Source organism: Rathayibacter sp. AY1F4, assembly GCF_002931775.1.
Lineage (GTDB): Bacteria > Actinomycetota > Actinomycetes > Actinomycetales > Microbacteriaceae > Rathayibacter.
In genome coordinates this window covers 16350-36394 of record NZ_PSVE01000008.1, presented here as the reverse complement: position 1 = coordinate 36394, position 20045 = coordinate 16350, and the positions used below count along the sequence as shown (strand labels likewise).

The following is a 20045-nucleotide window of genomic DNA, read 5'->3' as shown; positions in this document are numbered from 1 at the left end:
CACCTCCGCGTCACCCCGCCTCCCTACGGTGTCGCCCCGGCCGCCGCGCTCCCGATCGCGCGGCCGGGACGGAGACGAGACGTGACCGAGACGGCCGGCCCCCAGGACGTGCTCGACGCCGGAGCGGCCACCCCTCCTCCCCGCACGCTGGTCGACGTCCTCCGCGACACCGCGGAGCGCCACCCGGACGCCTCCGCGCTGGAAGACCCGGCCGGAGCGCTCAGCTACCGGGAGCTGCTGGCCCGCACGGTGCAGCTCGCGGGCGAGCTCACCGCCGCCGGCGTCCGCCGCGGCGACCGCGTCGGGATCCGCATGCCCAGCGGCTCCCGCGAGCTCTACCTCGCGATCCTGGCCGTCCTCGCCGCGGGAGCCGCGTACGTCCCGGTGGACGCGGACGACCCTGAGGAGCGGGCGCGCCTCGTCTTCGGCGAGGCCGCCGTCCGCGGCGTGATCACCGGCTCCGGCCGCTTCGAGCGCACCGGCGCCGACGAGCCGGCCGCCCGCCTGTTCACCGCGAGCGCGCCGCACCCGAGCACGGCGTCGATCCCGCTGCTGCAGCCGCCCTCGCTCGAGGACGACGCCTGGATCATCTTCACCTCCGGCTCCACCGGAACCCCCAAGGGAGTGGCGGTCAGCCACCGCTCCGCCGCCGCCTTCGTCGACGCCGAGGCGCGCCTGTTCCTCCAGGCGGAGCCGCTCGGCCCCGGGGACCGGGTGCTGGCCGGTCTCTCGGTCGCGTTCGACGCGTCCTGCGAGGAGATGTGGCTCGCCTGGCGGCACGGCGCCTGCCTCGTCCCCGCTCCCCGCTCGCTGGTCCGCAGCGGCATGGACCTCGGCCCTTGGCTGACCACGCACGGCATCACCGTGGTCTCGACCGTGCCGACCCTCGCGGCGCTCTGGCCCGCGGAGTCGCTCGAGAACGTCCGCCTGCTGATCTTCGGCGGCGAGGCGTGCCCGCCGGAGCTCGGCGAGCGCCTGGCCGTCGAGGGCCGCGAGGTCTGGAACACCTACGGGCCGACCGAGGCCACCGTCGTCGCCTGCGCCGCGCCCCTCGGCGGGCCTCCCCCGGTGCGCATCGGGCTGCCGCTGGACGGCTGGCGGCTCGCCGTCGTGGACGCGGACGGGCAGCGGGTCGGCGAGGGCGAGGTCGGCGAGCTGGTCATCGGCGGGGTCGGGCTCGCGCGCTACCTCGACCCGGTCAAGGACGCCGAGAAGTACACGCCGGCACCGCTCCTGGGCTGGGAGCGGGCCTACCGCTCCGGCGACCTGGTGCGCTTCGAGAGCGCCGGCCTGGTCTTCCAGGGGCGCGCGGACGACCAGGTGAAGCTCGGCGGTCGGCGGATCGAGCTCGGCGAGGTCGAGGCGGCGCTGCAGGCGCTCCCCGGAGTCTCGGGGGCGGCGGCCGCGGTCCGCACCACGGCGGCCGGCAACCAGGTCCTCGTCGGCTACCTGGCCCTCGCCGGCGGCCGGGAGCTCGACCGCGACGCGGCGCTCGCCCGCCTGCGTGAGGAGCTGCCCGCATCCCTCGTGCCGCTGCTGGCCGTGGTCGAGGAGCTGCCGACCCGCGTCTCCGGCAAGGTCGACCGCGCCGCACTCCCCTGGCCGCTCGCCGTGGGCACGACCGAGGACGCCTCCCTCGACCCCGAGGAGGCGTGGCTCGCCGCCCTCTGGCGCGACGTGCTCGGCGTGCCGGTCGACGAGCGGGCGAACTTCTTCGACCTCGGCGGCGGCTCCCTCGCCGCCGCCCAGCTGGTCGCGCGGATCCGCGAGCGCGACCCCGAGTTCACGGTCGCCGACGTCTACGCCCACCCGCGTCTCGCGGCGATGGCCGCCGAGATCCAGAGCCGCTCGACGGGCACCGCGGAGGTGTCCGCTCACCGCATCGCGCCGGTCCCCCTCCGGATGCGCGTCCTGCAGACCCTCCTCGGCGCACCGCTGCTCGTGCTCGGCAGCGCCCGCTGGATCACCGCGATCCTCACCGTCACCGCGGTGCTCGACCTGGTGCCGGGGTTCGGCTGGCTGCCCACCGCTCCGCTCGCCGCACTGATCCCCGCCTTCGCGCTCTTCCTCACGCCGTTCGGGCGGATGGGGCTCACCGTCCTCGCCGCGCGCACCCTGCTGCGCGGGATCCGAGCCGGAGACCACCCGCGCGGCGGGAGCGTGCACCTCCGGCTCTGGCTGGCCGAGCAGATCGCGTTCCAGCTCAAGGCCGTGAGCCTGGCGGGCGCGCCCTGGGTCGCCTACTACGCCCGCGCGCTCGGTGCCCGCATCGCCGACGACGTCGACCTGCACTCCCTCCCTCCGCTGACCGGGATGCTCACGCTCGGGCGCGGCGCCGCGATCGAGCCCGAGGTCGACCTCTCCGGCTACTGGATCGACGGCGACGTCCTGCGCGTCGGCGCCGTCCGGGTCGGCGCGGGCAGCACGGTGGGCGCGCGCAGCACGCTCCTCCCCGGCGCCCGGATCGGCAAGCACGCGCAGATCGAGCCGGGATCGGCCGTCTTCGGGCGGGTGCCGGCCGGGCAGCGCTGGGGAGGATCCCCCGCCCAGCGGCTCGGCAGGGCGAACGCCGGGTTCCCCTCGGAGCGCCCCGCGCGCCGCCCGGGCTGGGTCTGGGCGTACGGAGCGTCCGCGGTCGGCCTCGCGGCGGTCCCGGTCCTCGCCCTCGCGGCCGGGCTCGCCGTCGTGGCCGCCGCCGTGCGCGGCTCGGCCGGCCTCGGCGCCGCGCTCGGGCCCGCTCTCGCCGCCCTCGTGCCCGCCGTCGCCGTCTCCGGAGTCGTCCTCGCCGCCCTCGTCGTCGTCCTGGTGCGCCTGCTCGGGCGGGGCGTCGAGCCCGGCACCCACCCCGTGCGCGGTCTGATCGGCTGGCAGGTCTGGTCGACGGAGCGGCTGCTCGACTCCGCGCGGGTCCTGCTCTTCCCGCTCTACTCGGGCCTGTTCACCCCGGTCTGGCTGCGGCTCCTCGGCGCGAAGGTCGGACGCGACGTCGAGGCCTCGACGGTGCTGCTCCTGCCCGCGATGACGACCATCCGCGACGGCGCGTTCCTCGCCGACGACACGCTCGTCGCCTCCTACGCGCTCGGCGGCGGCTGGATGCGGCTCGCCCGCGCCGAGATCGGCGAGCGCGCGTTCCTCGGCAACTCCGGCATGGCCGCGCCCGGCCACACCGTGCCCGCCGGCGGACTCGTCGCCGTCCTCTCCTCCGCGCCCCGGAAGTCGAAGGCGGGCTCGTCGTGGCTCGGCTCACCGCCCGTGCGGCTGCGGCGCACCGTCGTCGAGGCGGAGTCGGCGCGCACCTTCCGCCCCGCCCGCCGACTCCGCGCGGCCCGCATCGCGTGGGAGCTCGGCCGCTTCGTCCCGGTGGTCGTCTCGGTCGCGATCGGCCTCGGCGTGGTCGCCGGACTGCTCGCGCTGATCCAGACGCTCGGGGCGGTGCTCGCCGCGCTCGTGGGAGGCGTCGTGCTGCTGGCCGCCGGGGCGGTCGCCGCGGCCGTCTCCACCGCCGCGAAGTGGATCCTGATCCAGAGGGTCGAGCCGAGCGAGCAGCCGCTGTGGTCCTCGTTCGTCTGGCGGAGCGAGCTGGCCGACGCCTTCACCGAGATGGTCGCCGCGCCCTGGTTCGCCCACGCCGCCGCGGGCACTCCGGCGCTGGTCTGGTGGCTGCGGAGCCTCGGCGCCCGGATCGGACGCGGCGTCTGGTGCGAGAGCTACTGGCTCCCCGAGGCCGATCTGATCTCGCTCGGCGACGGAGCGACCGTGAACCGGGGCTGCGTCGTGCAGACGCACCTGTTCCATGATCGAATCATGAGCATGGATCTCGTGAGCCTCGACGCCGGCGCCACCCTGGGCCCGCACAGCGTGATCCTCCCCGCCGCGCGGATCGCCGAGCACGGCACGGTCGGCCCGGCCTCGCTCGTCATGCGGGGGGAGCTGGTGCCCGCGGGCAGCCGCTGGAGCGGCAACCCGATCGGCCCGTGGCGCGAGGTGCGCGTCGCCGACTACCACGCGCCCGTCGCGTGAGCCCCGCGCTGACCGGGCTCGAGACCGCCGGCGACCCCTACGTCCCCGGCATCGGGAACACCGGCTACCGCGTCGAGGCCTACGACCTCGACCTCGACTACCGCGTCGCCTCGAACCGCCTGGCCGGCCGGGCGGTGCTGCGGATCGTCGCGCTGCAGCCGCTCCGGCGGTTCTCCCTCGACCTCTCCCGGCTCCGCGTGGCCCGCGTCCGGATCGACGGGCGCCGCGCCCGCCACGAGCAGGCGCCGCACAAGCTGCGGGTGTCCCCCGCCGAGCCGCTGGCCGCCGGCGAGAGCGTCGACGTCGAGATCGAGTACAGCGGCCACCCCGCCCCCCGCGCCAGCCACTGGGGCGAGCTCGGCTGGGAGGAGCTGGAGGACGGGGTGCTCGTCGCCTCGCAGCCCTCCGGCTCCTCCACCTGGTTCCCCTGCAACGACGACGTCGCCGAGAAGGCTCCGTACCGCCTGCGCGTCACCGCCGAGGAGGGCTACGCCGTGCTCGCGAACGGGGTGCTCGTCGACTCGAGCGCCCGCTCCGGCCGCCGCACCTGGCTCTACGAGCAGCGCGAGCCCAGCGCCGCGTACCTCGCCTCGGTGCAGATCGGCCGCTACGCGATCGAGGAGCGCGTGCTCGCCGGGGTCGCGGTGACCCTCGCCCGCCCCGCCGCCCTGGCCGCTCGGGTCGCGCACGACTTCGCTCCGCTCGAGCGCATGCTCGCCCTGTTCACGCGGCTGTTCGGGCCCTACCCCTTCGCCCGCTACTGCGTCGTCGTCACGGCGGACGAGCTGGAGATCCCACTCGAGGCGCAGGCGATGGCGGTGTTCGGTTCCAATCACGCCGACGGCCGCGGCGGCTCGGAGCGCCTCATCGCGCACGAGCTCGCGCACCAGTGGTTCGGCAACAGCGTGGGCATCGCCCGGTGGCGCCACATCTGGCTCAACGAGGGGTTCGCCTGCTACGCGGAGTGGCTGTGGTCGGAGGAGTCGGGCCGCGCCACCGCCGACGCCTGCGCCCGCCGCCACCACGCGGTGCTGCGGGCCGCGGCGCAGGATCTCGTGCTCGCCGATCCGGGGCCGGTCGCACTCTTCGACGACCGCGTCTACAAGCGCGGCGCGCTCACCCTGCACGCGCTGCGGCTCACCGTCGGCGACGAGCCCTTCCTCCGGCTGCTGCGGGAGTGGACATCCCGCTACGCCTCCGCCGCCGTCACCGACGAGGAGTTCCGCGAGCTCTGCACCGAGGTCCTCGGCGAGGGCGTGGACGACCTGCTCGACGCCTGGCTCCTCGACGAGGAGCTGCCGCCGCTACCGTCCCGGCGCTGACACCAGCGAGTCCGCGAGCGCGTCGCCGTGCTCGCGCCGCCAGCCGATGATGGGCCCGGCGCCCGCGTCCCCCATCGGCCCGAGGGCGACGCTGACCCTCAGCGCGGGGTCCAGCTGCGGCTCGGCCAGCCGGAAGCGGACGCCGTCGATCCGCGCCTCCGCCGCGTGGTGCGACTCGTGCACGTGCACCCGGCGCGGGTCGAGCTCGAGCCCGCGGCCGTCCGCCTTCAGTGCGGCCTCGATCCGGGTCCAGTGCAGGACGGGGTCGGCGGGGCGCATCCCGCCCGTGGCGAAGGGCGCCCCGGCGATGCGCGTGATCCGCTCCCCGCGCTCGGGCGTGCCCAGCGTCAGCTCCACATCGACGCCGACCGCACCGGCGCTGCTCGCCGCGACCACGACGGCGCCCGCGCAGTGCGCGATGCTCACCGACAGCAGCTCGAGCGCGATCCCGCGTCCCTCCAGCCGCGGCCGGCCGTGCGCGCCCCCGCAGCGCGGGCAGCAGGCGACGACCCGGACCTCCGACGCGCGCGTCCCCGTGAGCTCGGCCGCGAGCATCCGCAGGAGCACCCGCCCGAAGACGAAGCGCTCGGCCGCCGACGCGGCGACCGTGCCGGCGTAGCGCTCGCGCTCCTCGTCGCTCAGCAGCGGCAGCAGCCGCTCGGCGTCCAGCGTCTGCTCGTCGAGCGCCAGCCAGCGCAGGTGCACCCCCGGCAGCTCCGCGCCGATCCCCGACTCCCCCATGTCCGTCCCCCCGGTCAGCTCGTCGCGGCGTGCTCGCCGCGCTCGTACACGTCCGCGGCCGATCCGACGATCAGCGGGTCCGGACCCAGCGGGCCCACGACCTCCTCGTCGCGTCCGTCGTAGTCGTAGAGGCTCAGCACATAGCGCATGGCCTCGAGCCGGGCGCGCTTCTTGTCGTTGCTCTTCACGATGGTCCAGGGAGCGTCGGCGGTGTCGGTCGCCGCCATCATCGCCTCCTTGGCCGCGGTGTAGTCGCCCCACTTGTCGAGCGAGGCGAGGTCCATCGGCGAGAGCTTCCACTGGCGCACGGGGTCGATCATGCGGATCGTGAACCGGGTGCGCTGCTCCTCCGCCGAGACCGAGAACCACAGCTTCACCAGGTCGATGCCGTCGCCGACGAGCATCCGCTCGAACAGCGGCGTCTGGCGGATGAACTCGTCGTACTGCGCCGGCGTGCAGAAGCCCATCACGCGCTCCACGCCGGCCCGGTTGTACCAGGAGCGGTCGAAGAGGACGATCTCGCCGGCGGCCGGCAGGTGCGAGACGTAGCGCTGGAAGTACCACTGACCGGCCTCGCGCTCGGTCGGCTTCTCGAGCGCGACCACGCGGGCTCCGCGCGGGTTGAGGTGCTCGGTGAAGCGCTTGATGGTGCCGCCCTTGCCCGCGGCGTCGCGCCCCTCGAACACGACCACGAGCCGGCGCCCGTGCTTCTTGATCCAGTTCTGCAGCTTCAGCAGCTCGATCTGGAGGAGGCGCTTGCCCGCCTCGTACTCCTCGCGCGACATCCGCTCGTCGTAGGGGTAGCCCTCGCGCCAGGTGTCGACCTGCGTGCCGTCGCGGCGCAGGAGCACCGGATCGTCGTCGTCCTCGTCCAGCACGACGAGGTCCCGCGCGTCGGCGGGTGTGAGCGTGCGGAGCAGCTCGGGAGTGGGACGGAGGGCGTCATCGGCGGTGTCGGGCACGGAGGGACGCTAGTGCGGCCGTGCAACGCTCCGGTGAACGGCGGGTATCCCCGCGTCTGCGGGGAGGACGGTCGGACGGGCTGCCGCGCCGATCGCGGTCCCGGCCGCCGGATGCGCAGGCTGACCACGGCGGCTGTACGCAACCGAGGCTGCAGTGCTCGATCCGGGGCGCTCCCGCGAGGATCGACCGGCTCCGCCTCGTCCCGGGACGGCGTCAGCCGGTGAACGCCGCAGGAGGCAGGTCGGTCTCGCCGCCCTCGACCGCGTCGAGCAGCCGGTCGACCACGTCCTGCGGCGCCAGACCCGCGCCGAAGCGGGGCGCGTCTCCCGCGAGCGGGTGCCAGGACAGCTCGGTCTCGGTGTGGCCGGGACGCGCGTCGAGCAGGAGGACGCCCGCCCGCTTGTACTCGCGGGCCGAGGCCTTCACGAAGGCGTGCAGTGCCGCCTTCGAGGCGGAGTACGCGGCGAGGCCCGCGGTCGGAGCCTCCGCCACCACGCCGCTGATGGTCAGCGCGAACGGCTCGCGCCCCTCGCCCGCCGACGCGACGAGCGACGGCAGCGCGGCGGTCAGCACCCGGATCGGCGCCAGCGCGTTCACCTCGACGAGCTCCTCCAGAACGGCCGGATCGAGCTCGGCGGACGGCCCGAAGGCCACGACGCCCGCGGCCACGACGACGCCGTCGAGGCGCCCGTGCCGCTCGAGCACCGCGGCGACCACGCGCCGGGGCTCGTCCTCCCCGCGCAGGTCGGCGACCAGGGGCACCTCGCCGAGCGCCGCGGAGTCGCGCCCCGAGCGCACCGCGACGGCACCGCGCGCCTCCAGCGAATCGGCCAGGAGGCGGCCGAGGCCGCCCGAGGCTCCGAGGACGAGGACGACGGCACCGTCGAGACGAGTCATGTGGCGAGCCTAGACGGGTGCGCTGTCGCGGATCGGCACTACCGTCCGAGCGACGGGGCCCCTACCGTGAGGCCCATGACACGACTGCAGAGCCGTGCCGTGCTGCAGCGCCTGCTCGAGGTCCTCGAGGATCCCGCCCCCGTCACCATCGGCCACGCGCGTCACGTCCGGATGCTCGTCCGCGAGGCTCTGGGATGGATCGCCGGCCCTCGGGCGCACGAGTCCGGTGCGTGGAGCGGCCCCGCCTCCGGCGAGCCCGCGGCCGCGCTCGCCCCCGAGGATCCCGCCGCCACGGACCCGGGTCTCTGACGCTCCCGCCCTCCTCGTAGACTCGTTCGCCGGAGGAACGGGGGGTCGATGGACGAGGGTGCGCCGGCGGGCTGGTACCGCGACGAGGCCGATGCGGCCGAGATGCGCTGGTGGGACGGCAGGCGGTTCACCGGGGCGCGTCGCTCCGCGCAGGACAGTGCCGCGGTGGTGCGGGACGCACCCGTCACCCCCGTCACGGAGCGCGTCGTCTACCGCCTCCCGAACGCCGACGGCGCCCCGAGCGTCGACGCCCTCGCCGAGGCCGAGCGGATCGAGGAGATCGCCGATCTGATCGGCCGCACGCTCGAGCCGGGCGAGATCGACGAGCGGACCCTCGAGGTCGACCTGATCCCCGAGCCCGACCACCCCACCGGCCTCGACGCCGTCTCGGTCCGGGCCGGCGGCCGCGTCCTCGGCTACCTGCCGAACGCCTCCGCCCACCGGGCTACTCTCGACCGGGTCGTGGCGAGCGGAGCCGTCCCGGTCACGACCGCGCGCCTCCGGGTCGAGCGCGGCGAGGAGGGCCTGCGGGCCGTCCTCCGCGTCGCCCTGGTCGCCCCCGAGCTGCTCGTGCCGCTCAACGAGCCGCCCGTCGAGCGCCACTCGATCCTCCCCTGGTCGCGGGGCCTGCCGGTCCTGCGCGAGGACGAGCACTTCGCCCGCCTCTCGACGGTCGTCCCGGCGAGCGGCCGCGGCCTGCTGCTGGTGACCCTGCACCCGGCCGGCGACCTCGTCGAGCTCCGTCTCGACGGCGAGCGGGTGGGCGAGCTCTCCCCGACCCTCTCGGCGGATTTCGCCCCGACCCTCCGCCACCTCGCGAGCCTCGGCCTCACCGCCGCCGCCTACGCCTCCCTCCGCGGATCCCCGCTGAAGGTCGAGCTCACGCTGCAGGCCGCGAAGGCCGCGGAGCTGCCCGCCGAGTGGGTCGACGGCCGTCCGGTCACTCTTCCCCGACTCCTCCCGCCGGCCCGGACCTACACCGTCCCGCCCTCGTACACGGCGCCGCTGCGTCCCACTCCCCGCAGCTCGGAGGCGGTCTCCCGCTCGGTCCGCCGGACCGTCGCCTGGGTGGTCGTCGGCGTCTGCACCCTCGTCGGGCTGTCGAGCTGGCTGATCGGGGACGTGCTGAACTGACGGGGCGGGGCGGACGTCCGGGGACGTGACCGGCCTCGTCTCGGACTCCCGGGGTCGGCCATCCCGCACCTCCGCGCAGAAGCGCCCGGCTCGCGGATCCGGGGATCCGAGCGAACCGGGCGCCTCGAGCCGAGCGCGGCCGTCCTACACGTTGAAGCGGAACTCCACGACGTCGCCGTCCTGCATGACGTAGTCCTTGCCCTCGATGCGGGCCTTGCCCTTCGCGCGGGCCTCGGCGATCGAGCCGGTCTCGACGAGGTCGTCGAACGAGATGATCTCGGCCTTGATGAAGCCCTTCTGGAAGTCGGTGTGGATGACACCGGCGGCCTGGGGCGCGGTCCAGCCCTTCCCGATGGTCCAAGCGCGCGTCTCCTTCGGGCCGGCCGTGAGGTACGTCTGGAGGCCCAGGGTGTCGAAGCCGATGGTCGCGAGCTGGTTGAGGCCCGACTCCGTCTGGCCGGTCGACTCGAGCATCTCGGCGGCGTCGGCCTCGTCGAGGTCGATCAGCTCGGACTCGATCTTCGCGTCGAGGAAGATCGCCTTCGCCGGCGCGACCAGGGCCGCGAGCTCGGCCTTCCGGGCGTCGTCGGTCAGCACGGCCTCGTCGACGTTGAAGACGTAGATGAAGGGCTTGGCGGTCAGCAGGCCCAGCTCGCGGATCGGCTCCAGATCGATCGAGGAGGCCGACAGCGGCTTGCCCTGGTCGAGGAACTCGCGCGCCTTCTTCGCGGTCTCGACCACGATCGGCTCGATCTTCCTCCCCTTGAGCTCCTTCTCGTAGCGGGCCTCGGCCTTCTCGAGGGTCTGGAGATCGGCGAGGACCAGCTCGGTGTTGATCGTCTCCATGTCGCTGGCGGCGTCGACCTTGCCGTCGACGTGGACGACGTCGGAGTCCTCGAAGCCGCGGATGACCTGCGCGATCGCGTCGGCCTCGCGGATGTTCGCGAGGAACTTGTTGCCCAGGCCCTCGCCCTCGGACGCGCCGCGCACGATGCCGGCGATGTCGACGAAGGAGACGGGCGCCGGGAGGATGCGCTCGGAGCCGAAGATCCCGGCGAGCACCTCGAGGCGGGAGTCGGGCAGGTTCACCACACCCACGTTCGGCTCGATCGTCGCGAACGGGTAGTTCGCCGCGAGCACCGTGTTCTTGGTCAGTGCGTTGAAGAGCGTCGACTTGCCGACGTTGGGGAGACCGACGATTGCGATAGTGAGAGCCACGGGCATCCATCCTACGGCGTGGCGGCGGAAGGGCCGGGCGGGCGGAGCGCGGAGGAACGGGACGCGTTCGGCTCACGGCCGGCGGGTGCTCCCGGCCGCTCGGGTCGACGCGCGCGCGACGCTCCCGGCGGCGTCGGAGGTGCGTGAGAGGCTGGAGCGTGCCCATCGACTTCACCGCCATCGACTTCGAGACCGCCAACTCGCACGGGGCCTCCGCCTGCTCCGTCGGGCTCGTCAAGGTCCGCGACGGCCGCGTCGTCGACCGCGCCGGCTGGCTCATCCGCCCGCCGCTGGGGTACGACGACTTCCTCGAGTGGAACACGCGGATCCACGGCATCCGCAAGCACGACGTGCACGCCGCCGCCTCCTGGGTCGACCAGTTCGCCGACCTGGCGGCCTTCGCCGGCGAGGACGTGTTCGTCGCGCACAACGCCGGCTTCGACATGGGCGTCATCCGCGCGGCCTGCGCGGCGACCTCCCTCGAGCACCCCGAGTACGACTACCTCTGCTCGCTGCAGCTCGCCCGCAAGACGTACGAGCTCGACTCCTACCGCCTCCCCGTCGTCGCCATGGCCGCGGGCTTCGAGGACTTCCGCCACCACGACGCGTCGGCCGACGCCGAGGCATGCGCCGCGATCGTCGTGCACGCGGCCCGGCGGCACGGCGCCGCGAGCATGGCCGAGCTCGGCGAGCTGGCCGGCGTCTCCGTGAAGCGCCTTCGCCCGAAGGCTCCCGTCGCCGCCTGACGTCCGTCGTGCCGAGCCTGCTCGAGACGATCGGCTCAGCCGCGGGGGTCGCCGAACCAGGTGCTGAAGATGCGCCAGAAGTTCCGGTTCCCGTAGGCCGAGCAGTCGTCGCCCTCGCCGTAGAGGTTCGCGAGCGCCGCCGCGTTCGGCTGGTACGGCGTGTAGTAGTAGAGACCCGCCGTGGCCGCGTTGGCGATCGTCACCGGGGCGGTGCCGCAGGACTCGTCCGGGGAGTAGCGGACGTCGCTGGCCGCGCCGACCGGGTACCAGTCGAAGCTGCTGTCCGGGTTCCGGTAGCGCTGGAACTGCCACGCCGCTCCGTACACCTGCGCGGCGAAGCCGTAGGAGTCCGTGTCGCAATCGGCGGTGTCCGGGCAGCCGTAGCCCGTGGCACTGCGGAACTGCCGCTCGCTCGGCTCCGGATCGGTCACGAGCGACTGCTCCTTCTGCAGCAGCACCAGGAGGACAGCCGGATTCACGTCGCACGCGCCGGCGACCGAGGTGATGATCTCCGCGGCCGGGACGTTGCGTCCGGCGGGCAGCGCGTCGCACTGCTCGTCGGCCGTGATCGCCGCGGTGTCCTCGGCGTAGTCGCGCAGGCACGGCACCGGCCCGCCCGCGCAGTCGGGGACACGGGCGTCGAGGAACGCCTGCACCGTGAGCGGTCCGAGCGCGTCGCCGTCGAAGAAGACCTCGTCGGAGATCAGGTCGCCCGGGTCGAAGTCGGCCGCGACGGGGCCCGGCTGGAGGAAGGTCCACAGCCGGACGGTCTGCGGCTCGGACGGCACTGCTGCGAGGCGCGTACCGTCGACGGAGCCTCCCAGCAGGAGCGCCACCAGCGCCGCGACGACGACGACCGCACCGCCCCGCCGGCGTCGGAGGCCGGTCGGGGACGGTGCGGTCGGGGTCATCCCTCCACGCTAGTGGCGGGGTCGCGGGCGATCAGCCGCAGGGGGTGAGCCGCGCGACGTCCTCCGAGAGGGTGGTGGGACCGCCGAGGAGGACGACCCGCTGAGCTCCCGACTTCGCGATGTCGGTCAGGACGGCGCGAGGCACGCAGTTCGTCGGCACGGCGAAGAGCGGGCTGTTCGAGTAGCCCGCCGCCGTGGCTCCGGCGAGGGCGTCGGGGAAGTTCTCGCCCGTCGCCAGGAACACGGTCTTCGCCCTCGAGAAGGCTGCCCGGTTCAGCTGCTCCGAGGTGTCGTAGCGGTCGACTCCGCCGATGCGGGTGATCGTCGGCACCGGAAGCGAGTTCTTGATCCCCTCGCTCACCGACAGGGGGCTGCCCGCGATGGTGAGGTTCTGCACCTTGAGCCCCGAGAGGATGCTCTTCGTCACGGCGTCCGCCGTGCTCCCGGTGCCATTGACCAGGACGACGGGAGCGTTCACCGAGCCGGCTGCGGCGCTCGCGCCGAGCGCGTCCGGGAACTTCTCGCCGGTCGCCAGCCAGGCGCGCGACGAACCGCCCGAGAAGGCGTACTGGATGATCTTCCTCGAGGTGTCGTAGCGGTCGGTCCCGCCGAGCCGCTGGATCGACGAGGTGTAGCCGCGGAGCTGGTCGTACACGCCCTTGCCGACGCTGAGCTCCGATCCGACGACGACGATCTTCGCGGGCTTCAGGCGGTCGAGCTCGTCGCGGACGGGCTGCGACATGCCGTCGCGGTCGACCAGGAGCAGCGGACCCTTCTGCTTGGCCGCGGCCGGGGCGGCGCTCAGCGCGTCGGGGAAGTTCGCGCCGGTCGCGATGTAGACGACGGGGACGTTCGGGCCGAAGACGGCCTTCGAGATCTCGACGGCGGTGCCCTGGCGGTCGGTGCCGGCCAGACGCGAGACGTCGATCCCGGCCGACGTGCTCACGGTCGAGCAGCCGAGATCCTTCCGGCCGGGGCCGCGGGAGTCGCCCGAGCCGACCCAGCGGTTCCACTCGACGGAGTCGGTGGAGACGCAGACCTGGTAGGCGCCGGGTGCCGAGACGGGCGTCGTGGCGCCGAAGCCGTGGGCGCGGCCGGCGACGGAGTACTCGCCCGGGATGTCGCCGCGGTCGCCGTTCGCGGTCTGCGTGCGGACCGTGCGGGTGCCGTCGGGGCCGGTCACCGTGACCGTCGTGGTCAGCGCGGCCTGCTGCGTCGTCGGGTCGACGGCCCAGCCGGACACGCTCAGCGTGCTGCCCGAGATGCGCGGGGCGTCGACGCGTCCCGCGGGGGCGATCCCGGCGTTGGCCAGGGTGCCGTTCGGGTTCCAGTCGCTGAAGAGGTACCAGAAGTTGATGTTGCCGTAGGTCGCGCAGTTGGCGTTGCCGGAGCCGGTGAGCGCGTAGTCGTTGGGCTGGTACGGCGTGTAGTAGTAGAGGTCGGCCGTGGCCTGGTTGCGGATGGTGACCGGCGAGGAGCCGCACGCGGTGCTCGGGTAGTAGGCGACGTTCGGCGTCGTGCCCGGAGCGTAGGTGGTGAAGTTCGAGCCGGAGCCGGGCGGGTTGGCGTAGCGCTTGAACTGGCGGGCCGCGCTGTAGACCTGCGTGAAGAAGCCCGCCGAGCCGGGGTCGCACGCCGCGGTGTCCGGGCAGTTGTAGCCGGTCGCCTTGGCGTAGTCCTCGGGGCTCGGCGTCGCGTCGGTGACGAGGCTGCGCTCCTTCTGCACGAGCACGACCAGGGCCAGCGGGTTGATGCCGCAGGCCAGGCCGACGCGCGTGAAGATCGAGGCCGACGACTCGCTGCCGGAGCCCTGGTAGGCGCTGCACATCGCGTCCGCCGCCTTGGACGGCGTCGCCTGCGAGAAGTCCTTGAGGCAGGGGGCGGCGCCGGCGGTGGAGCACCGGCTGCCCTTCTCGTTCAGGAGCGACTGCACCTGACCGGTGCTCAGCGCGTCGCCGTCGAAGAACTGGGCGTCGCTGACGATGAAGCCGGCGCGGAAGCTCTTCGTCTCCTCGGCGCTGTACTGCGTCGACTGGTCCGGGACGCCGAGGTCGGCGCGGTCGAGGGACGCGTCGAGAGCGCCGGTCTCGACCGAGACGGTCGACGGCGCGTCCTCGGCGGCGGAGGCGGAGGTGATCGGAACGAGGGCGGTGCCGAACCCGACGGCGAGAGCGAGCGCGGCCGTGAGCAGGCGCGATGAGCGGTGGTGATTCCCCATGATCGCGAAGTCTACGAGGCGGTCGCAGGGCGTCCTGGCCCTCGTTCGGTGGTCGTGGCGCGTTGATCGCTCGATGTCGGAGGTGCATGGTGTCATCGGCGGCATGGATCTCTCCTTCGTCCTCGGCCTGGTGGTCGGTGCGCTCCTCGCGGGAGTCGTGGCCGTCCTCTTCGCCCGCTCCCGCACGCCCGACGCCGCCCTCGCCCTCGACCTCGCGACGGCCCGCGCCCGCGCGGAGGGCCTGGAGGAGCGGCACGAGGCCGTCGTCGAGCAGCACCGCGAGCACCTCGGCTCCGCCCGCGACCAGATCCGCGAGCTCCAGGAGCAGCTGCGCGTCGTCGCCGAGCGCGAGCGGCACGACGCGCGCATCCTGCAGACCCTCTCCCCCGTCGCCGAGAGCCTGCGCGGCATGCAGGAGGCGGTCGGCCGGCTCGAGCGCGAGCGCGCCGCCCAGTTCGGGGCGATCACCGAGCAGCTCGAGGGACAGCGGGCGGCGGGCGAGCAGCTGCGCTCGACGACCGAGACCCTCGCGTCCGCGCTCCGCTCCACCACGAGCCGCGGCGCCTGGGGCGAGACGCAGCTGCGGAACGTCGTCGAGGCCGCCGGGCTCACCCAGCGGGTCGACTTCGACGTGCAGTTCGGGCTCGAGGGCGAGGCGGGCCGCGGCCGCGCCGACATGGTGGTCCGCCTGCCCGGCGGCAAGGCGATCGCGGTGGACGCCAAGGTGCCGTTCGACGCGTACCTGGAGGCGAGCGCGATCCCCGCGGGCGCCGGCGGAGAGGAGGAGGCGCGGCGCGCGGGGCTCCTGCGCGCGCACGTCCGCGCCCTCCGCGGCCATGTGGACGCGCTGGCCGCCCGCTCCTACTGGACCGGTCTCCCGGCGAGCCCCGAGTTCGTCATCGCGTTCGTGCCGAGCGAGCCGCTGCTCGCGAGCGCGCTCGACGCCGACCCGAGCCTGCTCGAGTACGCGTTCCGCAAGCGCGTCGCCCTCGCCTCGCCTGTGACCCTGTGGTCGGTGCTGAAGACGGTCGCGTACACCTGGCAGCAGGACGTGCTCACCGACGACGCCAAGCGCCTGCTCGACCTCGGCAAGACGCTCTACGCCCGTCTCGGCACCCTCGCCGACCACGCCGAGGGCCTGCGCCGCTCGCTCGAGAAGACGGTCGACTCCTACAACGCCTTCGCCGGCTCGCTCGAGAGCCGCGTGCTGGTCACCGCGCGCCAGTTCGACTCCCTCGACGAGTCGCGCGTCATCGCCCCGGTCGGAGGAGTCGCCTCCTCGCCGCGCCGCCTCACCGCCGTCGAGCTGCTCGCCGCGGACGACGAGTCCGAGCGGAGCGCGTAGGGTCCCCGGTCCCCCGTTGAGCGATCACCGGGCGCGAAGGCCGCGCGCGGGCGGCGCCGTCCATCCGGCTCGACACCCGGACGACCGCAGCTCGCGACGGCACTCCGCCTGCGCGGCTCGGCGGAGTAGCGCCCGCGACGCGCATCGAGACCCGCCGCGGCTCCGCCCGCTCACCTAGTGATGATCGAGGCCGACGTTCTATCGCCCATCACAAGCCGAGACGCCACCGCTCTCGCCGAGGCGCCGTCGGCGGGACGGCGCCTCGGCAGCAGTGCGGCGTCTCGGAGAGAGAGTGACGGCCTAGACCCACTTCTCCGCGAGGTGCTGGGCGGTCACGCGGCGGATGGTGCCCGAGCGGGAGCGCAGCACGATGGACTCCGTCGTGATGACGTGGCCCTCCTTGCGCACGCCCTTCACGAGCCCGCCGTTCGTCACTCCGGTCGCGACGAAGTAGGTGTTGTCGCTGCGGACGAGGTCGTTGGCGTGGAGGACGCGATCGAGGTCGTGGCCGGCGTCGATGGCGCGCTGGCGCTCGTCGTCGTCCTTCGGGCGGAGGATGCCCTGGATCACTCCGCCGAGCGCGCGGATGGCGCAGGCCGTGATGATGCCCTCGGGCGTGCCTCCGGTGCCGACGCACATGTCGAGTCGGGAGTCGTGGCGAGCGGCGTTGATGCCGCCCGCGACGTCGCCGTCGAGCAGGAGGCGCGTGCCGGCTCCGGCCGCGCGGATGTCCTCGATCAGCTGAGCGTGGCGCGGGCGGTCCAGCACCGCGATGCGCATCTCCTCGACGGGCTTGCGCTTGGCGCGGGCCAGGGCGCGGATGTTCTCGCCGATCGGGCGCTGGATGTCGATGATCCCGACGCCCTCGGGCCCGGTGACGATCTTCTCCATGTAGAACACGGCGGAGGGGTCGAACATCGCGCCGCGGTCGGCGACGGCGATCATCGAGAGCGCGTTCTGGCGCCCGGCGGCGGTCAGCGAGGTGCCGTCGATCGGGTCGACGGCGATGTCGGCGGCGGGCCCCGAGCCGTTGCCGACGTGCTCGCCGTTGAAGAGCATGGGCGCGTTGTCCTTCTCGCCCTCGCCGATCACGACGACTCCGTCGAAGTTCACGGTCCCGAGGAAGGTGCGCATGGCGTCGACCGCTGCGCCGTCGGCGGCGTTCTTGTCGCCCTTGCCGATGAAGGGCACGGCGCGGATCGCGGCGGCCTCGGTGGCGCGGACGAGCTCCATGCCGAGGTTGCGGTCGGGGTGGAGGTAGAGCGAGTCGTTGTCGATCACAGAGCGGAGTCCTTCGTCGTCGAGTTCGTGCACGTCGTCGCAGGACCCGCGGAGCGGATCCCCATCCCTGCCCGAAGCCTAGTCCAGGGCCCTCCACGGGCGGAGGGACCGCGGAGGGGCGCCTCGCTAGACTCGTCCGCGACGCGGGCCTCGCCCGACCCCCCTTCGTTCATCCGTCAAAGGAGATGCCATGCCCGTCGCTACCCCGGACCAGTACGCAGAGATGCTCGACAAGGCGAAGGCGGGCGGCTTCGCCTACCCGGCGTTCAACGTCTCGTCGTCGCAGACGATCAACGCGGTCCTCCAGGGCCTCACCGAGGCGGGCTCGGACGGCATCATCCAGGTCACCACCGGAGGCGCGGACTACTTCGCCGGCCACACCGTGAAGAACCGCGCGGCAGGCGCGATCGCCTTCGCGAGGTTCGCGACCGAGGTCGCCAAGAACTACCCGGTCACGGTCGCGCTCCACACCGACCACTGCCCGCAGAACGCGCTCGAGGGCTTCGTCTACCCGCTGATCGCCGCCTCCGAGGAGGAGGTCAAGGCCGGTCGCGAGCCGCTCTTCCAGTCGCACATGTGGGACGGCTCCGCGATCCCGCTCGACGAGAACCTCGCCATCGCGAAGGAGATCCTCCCGCGCGTCAAGAACATCAACGCCATCCTCGAGGTCGAGATCGGCGTCGTCGGCGGCGAGGAGGACGGCGTCTCGCACGACATCAACGAGCACCTCTACACCACGCTCGACGACGCGATCGCGACCGTCGAGGCCCTCGGCTTCGGCGAGCAGGGCCGCTACATGGCCGCCCTCACCTTCGGCAACGTCCACGGCGTCTACAAGCCGGGCAACGTCCGACTGCGCCCGGAGCTGCTCCGCGAGATCCAGGACGGACTGCAGGCGAAGTACGGCACCGGCGCGCTCCCCCTCGATCTCGTCTTCCACGGCGGCTCGGGCTCGACCGACGAGGAGATCGCCGAGGCGGTCCGCAACGGCGTCGTCAAGATGAACATCGACACCGACACGCAGTACGCGTTCAGCCGCTCCGTCGCGGACACCGTGCTGAAGAACTACGACGGCTTCCTCAAGGTCGACGGCGAGGTCGGCAACAAGAAGGTCTACGACCCGCGCTCGTGGGGCAAGATCGCCGAGACCGCGATGGCCGCGCGCGTCGCCGAGGCGACCCGTCAGCTCGGCTCGGCCGGGAACTCCGGGAAGTAGGGCACCGCTCCGTGACGAACGCACACGATCAGCCGGGCGACAGGCGTCCGGAGCCGCAGTACGGCGAGTACGCGCCGCCCGGCTGGTCGTGGCAGCCGCCGGAGGACGCCGTGGTCGTCCCCGACCCGCGGGGGTCGGAGACCGATCCGAGGCCCGCGACCGCTCCGGCCGCGAAGCCGGTCGCGCATCCCGTCGACCGCCTGCTCACGATCGTGCTGCTCGCGCTCGGCGTGTTCTTCGCCGTGCCGACGCTGCTCGACCCCTCGAGCTTCGCGACGACCCTCCAGGAGCTCTACCGCTCCCAGGGCATCGGCACCTACGCGTCTCCGGAGCTCGCGCGGATCCTCGGCGTCGTGGTGGCGCTCGCGCAGTCGCTGATCGTCGCCTTCGCGGTGTGGATCTCGATCCGGCGGCTCCGCGCCGGCAAGCGCGCCGTGCTCGTCCCGATCCTCGGGATCGCGGCGACCGTGCTGCTCTCCCTGATCGTCGCGGCGATCGCCATCCTGGGCGACCCGACGTTCGCGGAGTACGTCACGCGCATGTCGGGCTCGCAGGGCGGCGCCGGCACCGACGTCTAGCGTCGATCCCCGTCCGACCGGACACGGAAGAGGCCGCCGCTCCCGAGGGAGGGCGGCCTCTTCCGTGTGCGGGTCGGAACGCTCTAGGCGCCCGCTCCCGCGCTGATGCGTCCACCGACGCCGCGGGCGTCGCGCTTGCCGGCGACGTCCTTGCGCAGCTCCTTGGGGAGCGAGAACATCAGGTCCTCCTCCGCGGTCTTGACCTCCTCGACGTCGCCGTACCCGGCGGCGGCGAGGTCGTCGAGGACCTCCTGGACGAGCACCTCGGGCACCGAGGCGCCGCTGGTGACGCCGACGGTGCGGATGCCCTCGAGCCACTCCTGCTTGATCTCGCTCGCGTAATCGACCCGGTAGGCGGCCTTCGCGCCGTACTCGAGGGCGACCTCGACGAGGCGCACGGAGTTGGAGGAGTTCGCGGAGCCGACGACGATGACCAGCTCGGCGCCCGCGGCGACCTTCTTGATCGCGACCTGGCGGTTCTGCGTGGCGTAGCAGATGTCGTCGCTCGGCGGGTCCTGCAGGTTGGGGAAGCGCTCGCGGAGGCGGCGCACCGTCTCCATCGTCTCGTCGACCGAGAGCGTCGTCTGCGAGAGCCAGACGACCTTGTCCGGGTCCTTCACGACGATGTTCGGCACGTCGTCGGGGCTGCCGACGAGGGTGACGTGATCGGGGGCCTCGCCCGCGGTGCCCTCGACCTCCTCGTGGCCCTCGTGGCCGATGAGGAGGATCTCGAAGTCGTCGCGCGCGAAGCGGACGGCCTCGCGGTGCACCTTCGTCACCAGGGGGCAGGTCGCGTCGATCGCCTGGAGACCGCGGTCGGCCGCGCCCTGGACGACGGCCGGTGAGACGCCGTGCGCGCTGAAGACGATGTGCGATCCCTCGGGCACCTCGTCGACCTCGTCGACGAAGATCGCGCCCTGGCTCTCGAGCGTGGAGACGACGTGCACGTTGTGCACGATCTGCTTGCGCACGTAGACCGGGGCACCGTAGTGCTCGATGGCCTTCTCGACGGCGACGACCGCGCGGTCGACTCCGGCGCAGTAGCCGCGGGGCGCGGCGAGGAGGACGCGCTTGCGGCCCTCGACGGGGACGTCGCGCAGACGCCCTGTGGCGCGGGGCATGCGCGGCATGGGCAGGCTGATCGGG

At 73.4% G+C, this 20045-nt stretch carries 16 protein-coding genes; 8 read left to right on the top strand and 8 right to left on the bottom strand.

Annotated elements, in window-relative coordinates; all coding sequences use genetic code 11:
* Positions 1-81: 81 nt before the first annotated feature.
* On the top strand, positions 82-4020 hold the full coding sequence (locus tag C5C59_RS06680; RefSeq protein ID WP_181134845.1) for a Pls/PosA family non-ribosomal peptide synthetase: 3939 nt from the start codon (positions 82-84) through the stop codon (positions 4018-4020).
* Positions 4017-5342: a M1 family metallopeptidase gene (locus tag C5C59_RS06675; protein ID WP_258062630.1), complete on the top strand. Its 1326-nt coding sequence runs from the start codon at positions 4017-4019 to the stop codon at positions 5340-5342. The genes C5C59_RS06680 and C5C59_RS06675 overlap by 4 nt, the downstream gene beginning before the upstream one ends.
* Here C5C59_RS06675 and C5C59_RS06670 read toward each other — a convergent pair.
* The 3 genes from C5C59_RS06670 to C5C59_RS06660 form a co-directional block, all read right to left on the bottom strand.
* Positions 5325-6083, bottom strand: a complete 759-nt coding sequence (locus C5C59_RS06670; protein WP_104237535.1) for a 4'-phosphopantetheinyl transferase superfamily protein — start codon at positions 6081-6083, stop codon at positions 5325-5327. The two genes, C5C59_RS06675 and C5C59_RS06670, sit on opposite strands and share 18 nt — an antisense overlap.
* A gap of 14 nt (positions 6084-6097) precedes the next feature.
* Positions 6098-6958: a polyphosphate kinase 2 gene (gene ppk2, locus C5C59_RS06665; RefSeq protein WP_244230712.1), complete on the bottom strand. Its 861-nt coding sequence runs from the start codon at positions 6956-6958 to the stop codon at positions 6098-6100.
* A 301-nt stretch (positions 6959-7259) separates the two neighbouring features.
* On the bottom strand, positions 7260-7943 hold the full coding sequence (locus C5C59_RS06660) for an SDR family oxidoreductase (protein ID WP_104237534.1): 684 nt from the start codon (positions 7941-7943) through the stop codon (positions 7260-7262).
* A 75-nt stretch (positions 7944-8018) separates the two neighbouring features.
* Here C5C59_RS06660 and C5C59_RS06655 point away from each other — a divergent pair, with 75 nt between their 5' ends.
* Together C5C59_RS06655 and C5C59_RS06650 are read left to right on the top strand one after the other, a co-directional pair.
* Positions 8019-8252, top strand: a complete 234-nt coding sequence (locus C5C59_RS06655) for a hypothetical protein (protein WP_146082796.1) — start codon at positions 8019-8021, stop codon at positions 8250-8252.
* 48 nt (positions 8253-8300) lie between these two features.
* The gene (locus tag C5C59_RS06650) at positions 8301-9386 is read left to right on the top strand and encodes a DUF2510 domain-containing protein (protein ID WP_104237532.1); all 1086 of its coding nucleotides are present in this window, start codon (positions 8301-8303) and stop codon (positions 9384-9386) included.
* 144 nt (positions 9387-9530) lie between these two features.
* On the opposite strand, the gene ychF is transcribed toward C5C59_RS06650, so the two are convergent.
* Positions 9531-10604, bottom strand: coding sequence for a redox-regulated ATPase YchF (gene ychF, locus C5C59_RS06645; RefSeq protein ID WP_104222958.1), 1074 nt, complete (start codon positions 10602-10604; stop codon positions 9531-9533).
* Between the two features lie 158 nt (positions 10605-10762).
* Between ychF and C5C59_RS06640 the strand changes: the two genes are divergently transcribed.
* Positions 10763-11350, top strand: coding sequence for an exonuclease domain-containing protein (locus C5C59_RS06640; RefSeq protein WP_104224410.1), 588 nt, complete (start codon positions 10763-10765; stop codon positions 11348-11350).
* 35 nt (positions 11351-11385) lie between these two features.
* Here the strand turns inward: C5C59_RS06640 and C5C59_RS06635 are convergent, their stop codons facing one another.
* Both C5C59_RS06635 and C5C59_RS06630 read right to left on the bottom strand, forming a co-directional pair.
* Complete coding sequence (locus C5C59_RS06635; RefSeq protein WP_104237531.1) at positions 11386-12261, bottom strand: hemagglutinin; 876 nt, start codon at positions 12259-12261, stop codon at positions 11386-11388.
* 31 nt (positions 12262-12292) lie between these two features.
* Positions 12293-14479 (bottom strand): cell wall-binding repeat-containing protein, encoded by a 2187-nt coding sequence (locus C5C59_RS06630; protein WP_104237530.1) that lies wholly within the window; start codon positions 14477-14479, stop codon positions 12293-12295.
* Positions 14480-14582: 103 nt separating this feature from the next.
* Here C5C59_RS06630 and C5C59_RS06625 point away from each other — a divergent pair, with 103 nt between their 5' ends.
* Positions 14583-15824: a DNA recombination protein RmuC gene (locus tag C5C59_RS06625; protein ID WP_219812418.1), complete on the top strand. Its 1242-nt coding sequence runs from the start codon at positions 14583-14585 to the stop codon at positions 15822-15824.
* Between the two features lie 300 nt (positions 15825-16124).
* Here C5C59_RS06625 and glpX read toward each other — a convergent pair whose 3' ends face one another.
* Entirely contained in the window at positions 16125-17057 is a 933-nt protein-coding gene (gene glpX / locus C5C59_RS06620) for a class II fructose-bisphosphatase (protein WP_097165697.1), read from the bottom strand.
* Positions 17058-17295: 238 nt separating this feature from the next.
* Here glpX and fbaA point away from each other — a divergent pair, with 238 nt between their 5' ends.
* Both fbaA and C5C59_RS06610 read left to right on the top strand, forming a co-directional pair.
* Positions 17296-18321, top strand: coding sequence for a class II fructose-bisphosphate aldolase (fbaA, locus tag C5C59_RS06615; RefSeq protein WP_104224414.1), 1026 nt, complete (start codon positions 17296-17298; stop codon positions 18319-18321).
* 11 nt (positions 18322-18332) lie between these two features.
* Positions 18333-18899 (top strand): DUF6264 family protein, encoded by a 567-nt coding sequence (locus C5C59_RS06610; protein WP_104224415.1) that lies wholly within the window; start codon positions 18333-18335, stop codon positions 18897-18899.
* Positions 18900-18982: 83 nt separating this feature from the next.
* Here C5C59_RS06610 and C5C59_RS06605 read toward each other — a convergent pair whose 3' ends face one another.
* Positions 18983-20029, bottom strand: coding sequence for a 4-hydroxy-3-methylbut-2-enyl diphosphate reductase (locus C5C59_RS06605; protein WP_104225527.1), 1047 nt, complete (start codon positions 20027-20029; stop codon positions 18983-18985).
* Positions 20030-20045: the final 16 nt, after the last annotated feature.

Coding starts and splice junctions, on each gene's coding strand:
- C5C59_RS06650 (WP_104237532.1), top strand. CDS start 8,301: ATGGACGAGGGTGCGCCGGCGGGCTGGTACCGCGACGAGGCCGATGCG.
- C5C59_RS06660 (WP_104237534.1), bottom strand. CDS start 7,943: ATGACTCGTCTCGACGGTGCCGTCGTCCTCGTCCTCGGAGCCTCGGGC.
- C5C59_RS06605 (WP_104225527.1), bottom strand. CDS start 20,029: ATGCCGCGCATGCCCCGCGCCACAGGGCGTCTGCGCGACGTCCCCGTC.
- fbaA (WP_104224414.1), top strand. CDS start 17,296: ATGCCCGTCGCTACCCCGGACCAGTACGCAGAGATGCTCGACAAGGCG.
- C5C59_RS06630 (WP_104237530.1), bottom strand. CDS start 14,479: ATGGGGAATCACCACCGCTCATCGCGCCTGCTCACGGCCGCGCTCGCT.
- C5C59_RS06625 (WP_219812418.1), top strand. CDS start 14,583: ATGGATCTCTCCTTCGTCCTCGGCCTGGTGGTCGGTGCGCTCCTCGCG.
- glpX (WP_097165697.1), bottom strand. CDS start 17,057: ATGGAGCTCGTCCGCGCCACCGAGGCCGCCGCGATCCGCGCCGTGCCC.
- C5C59_RS06635 (WP_104237531.1), bottom strand. CDS start 12,261: ATGACCCCGACCGCACCGTCCCCGACCGGCCTCCGACGCCGGCGGGGC.
- C5C59_RS06670 (WP_104237535.1), bottom strand. CDS start 6,083: ATGGGGGAGTCGGGGATCGGCGCGGAGCTGCCGGGGGTGCACCTGCGC.
- C5C59_RS06655 (WP_146082796.1), top strand. CDS start 8,019: ATGACACGACTGCAGAGCCGTGCCGTGCTGCAGCGCCTGCTCGAGGTC.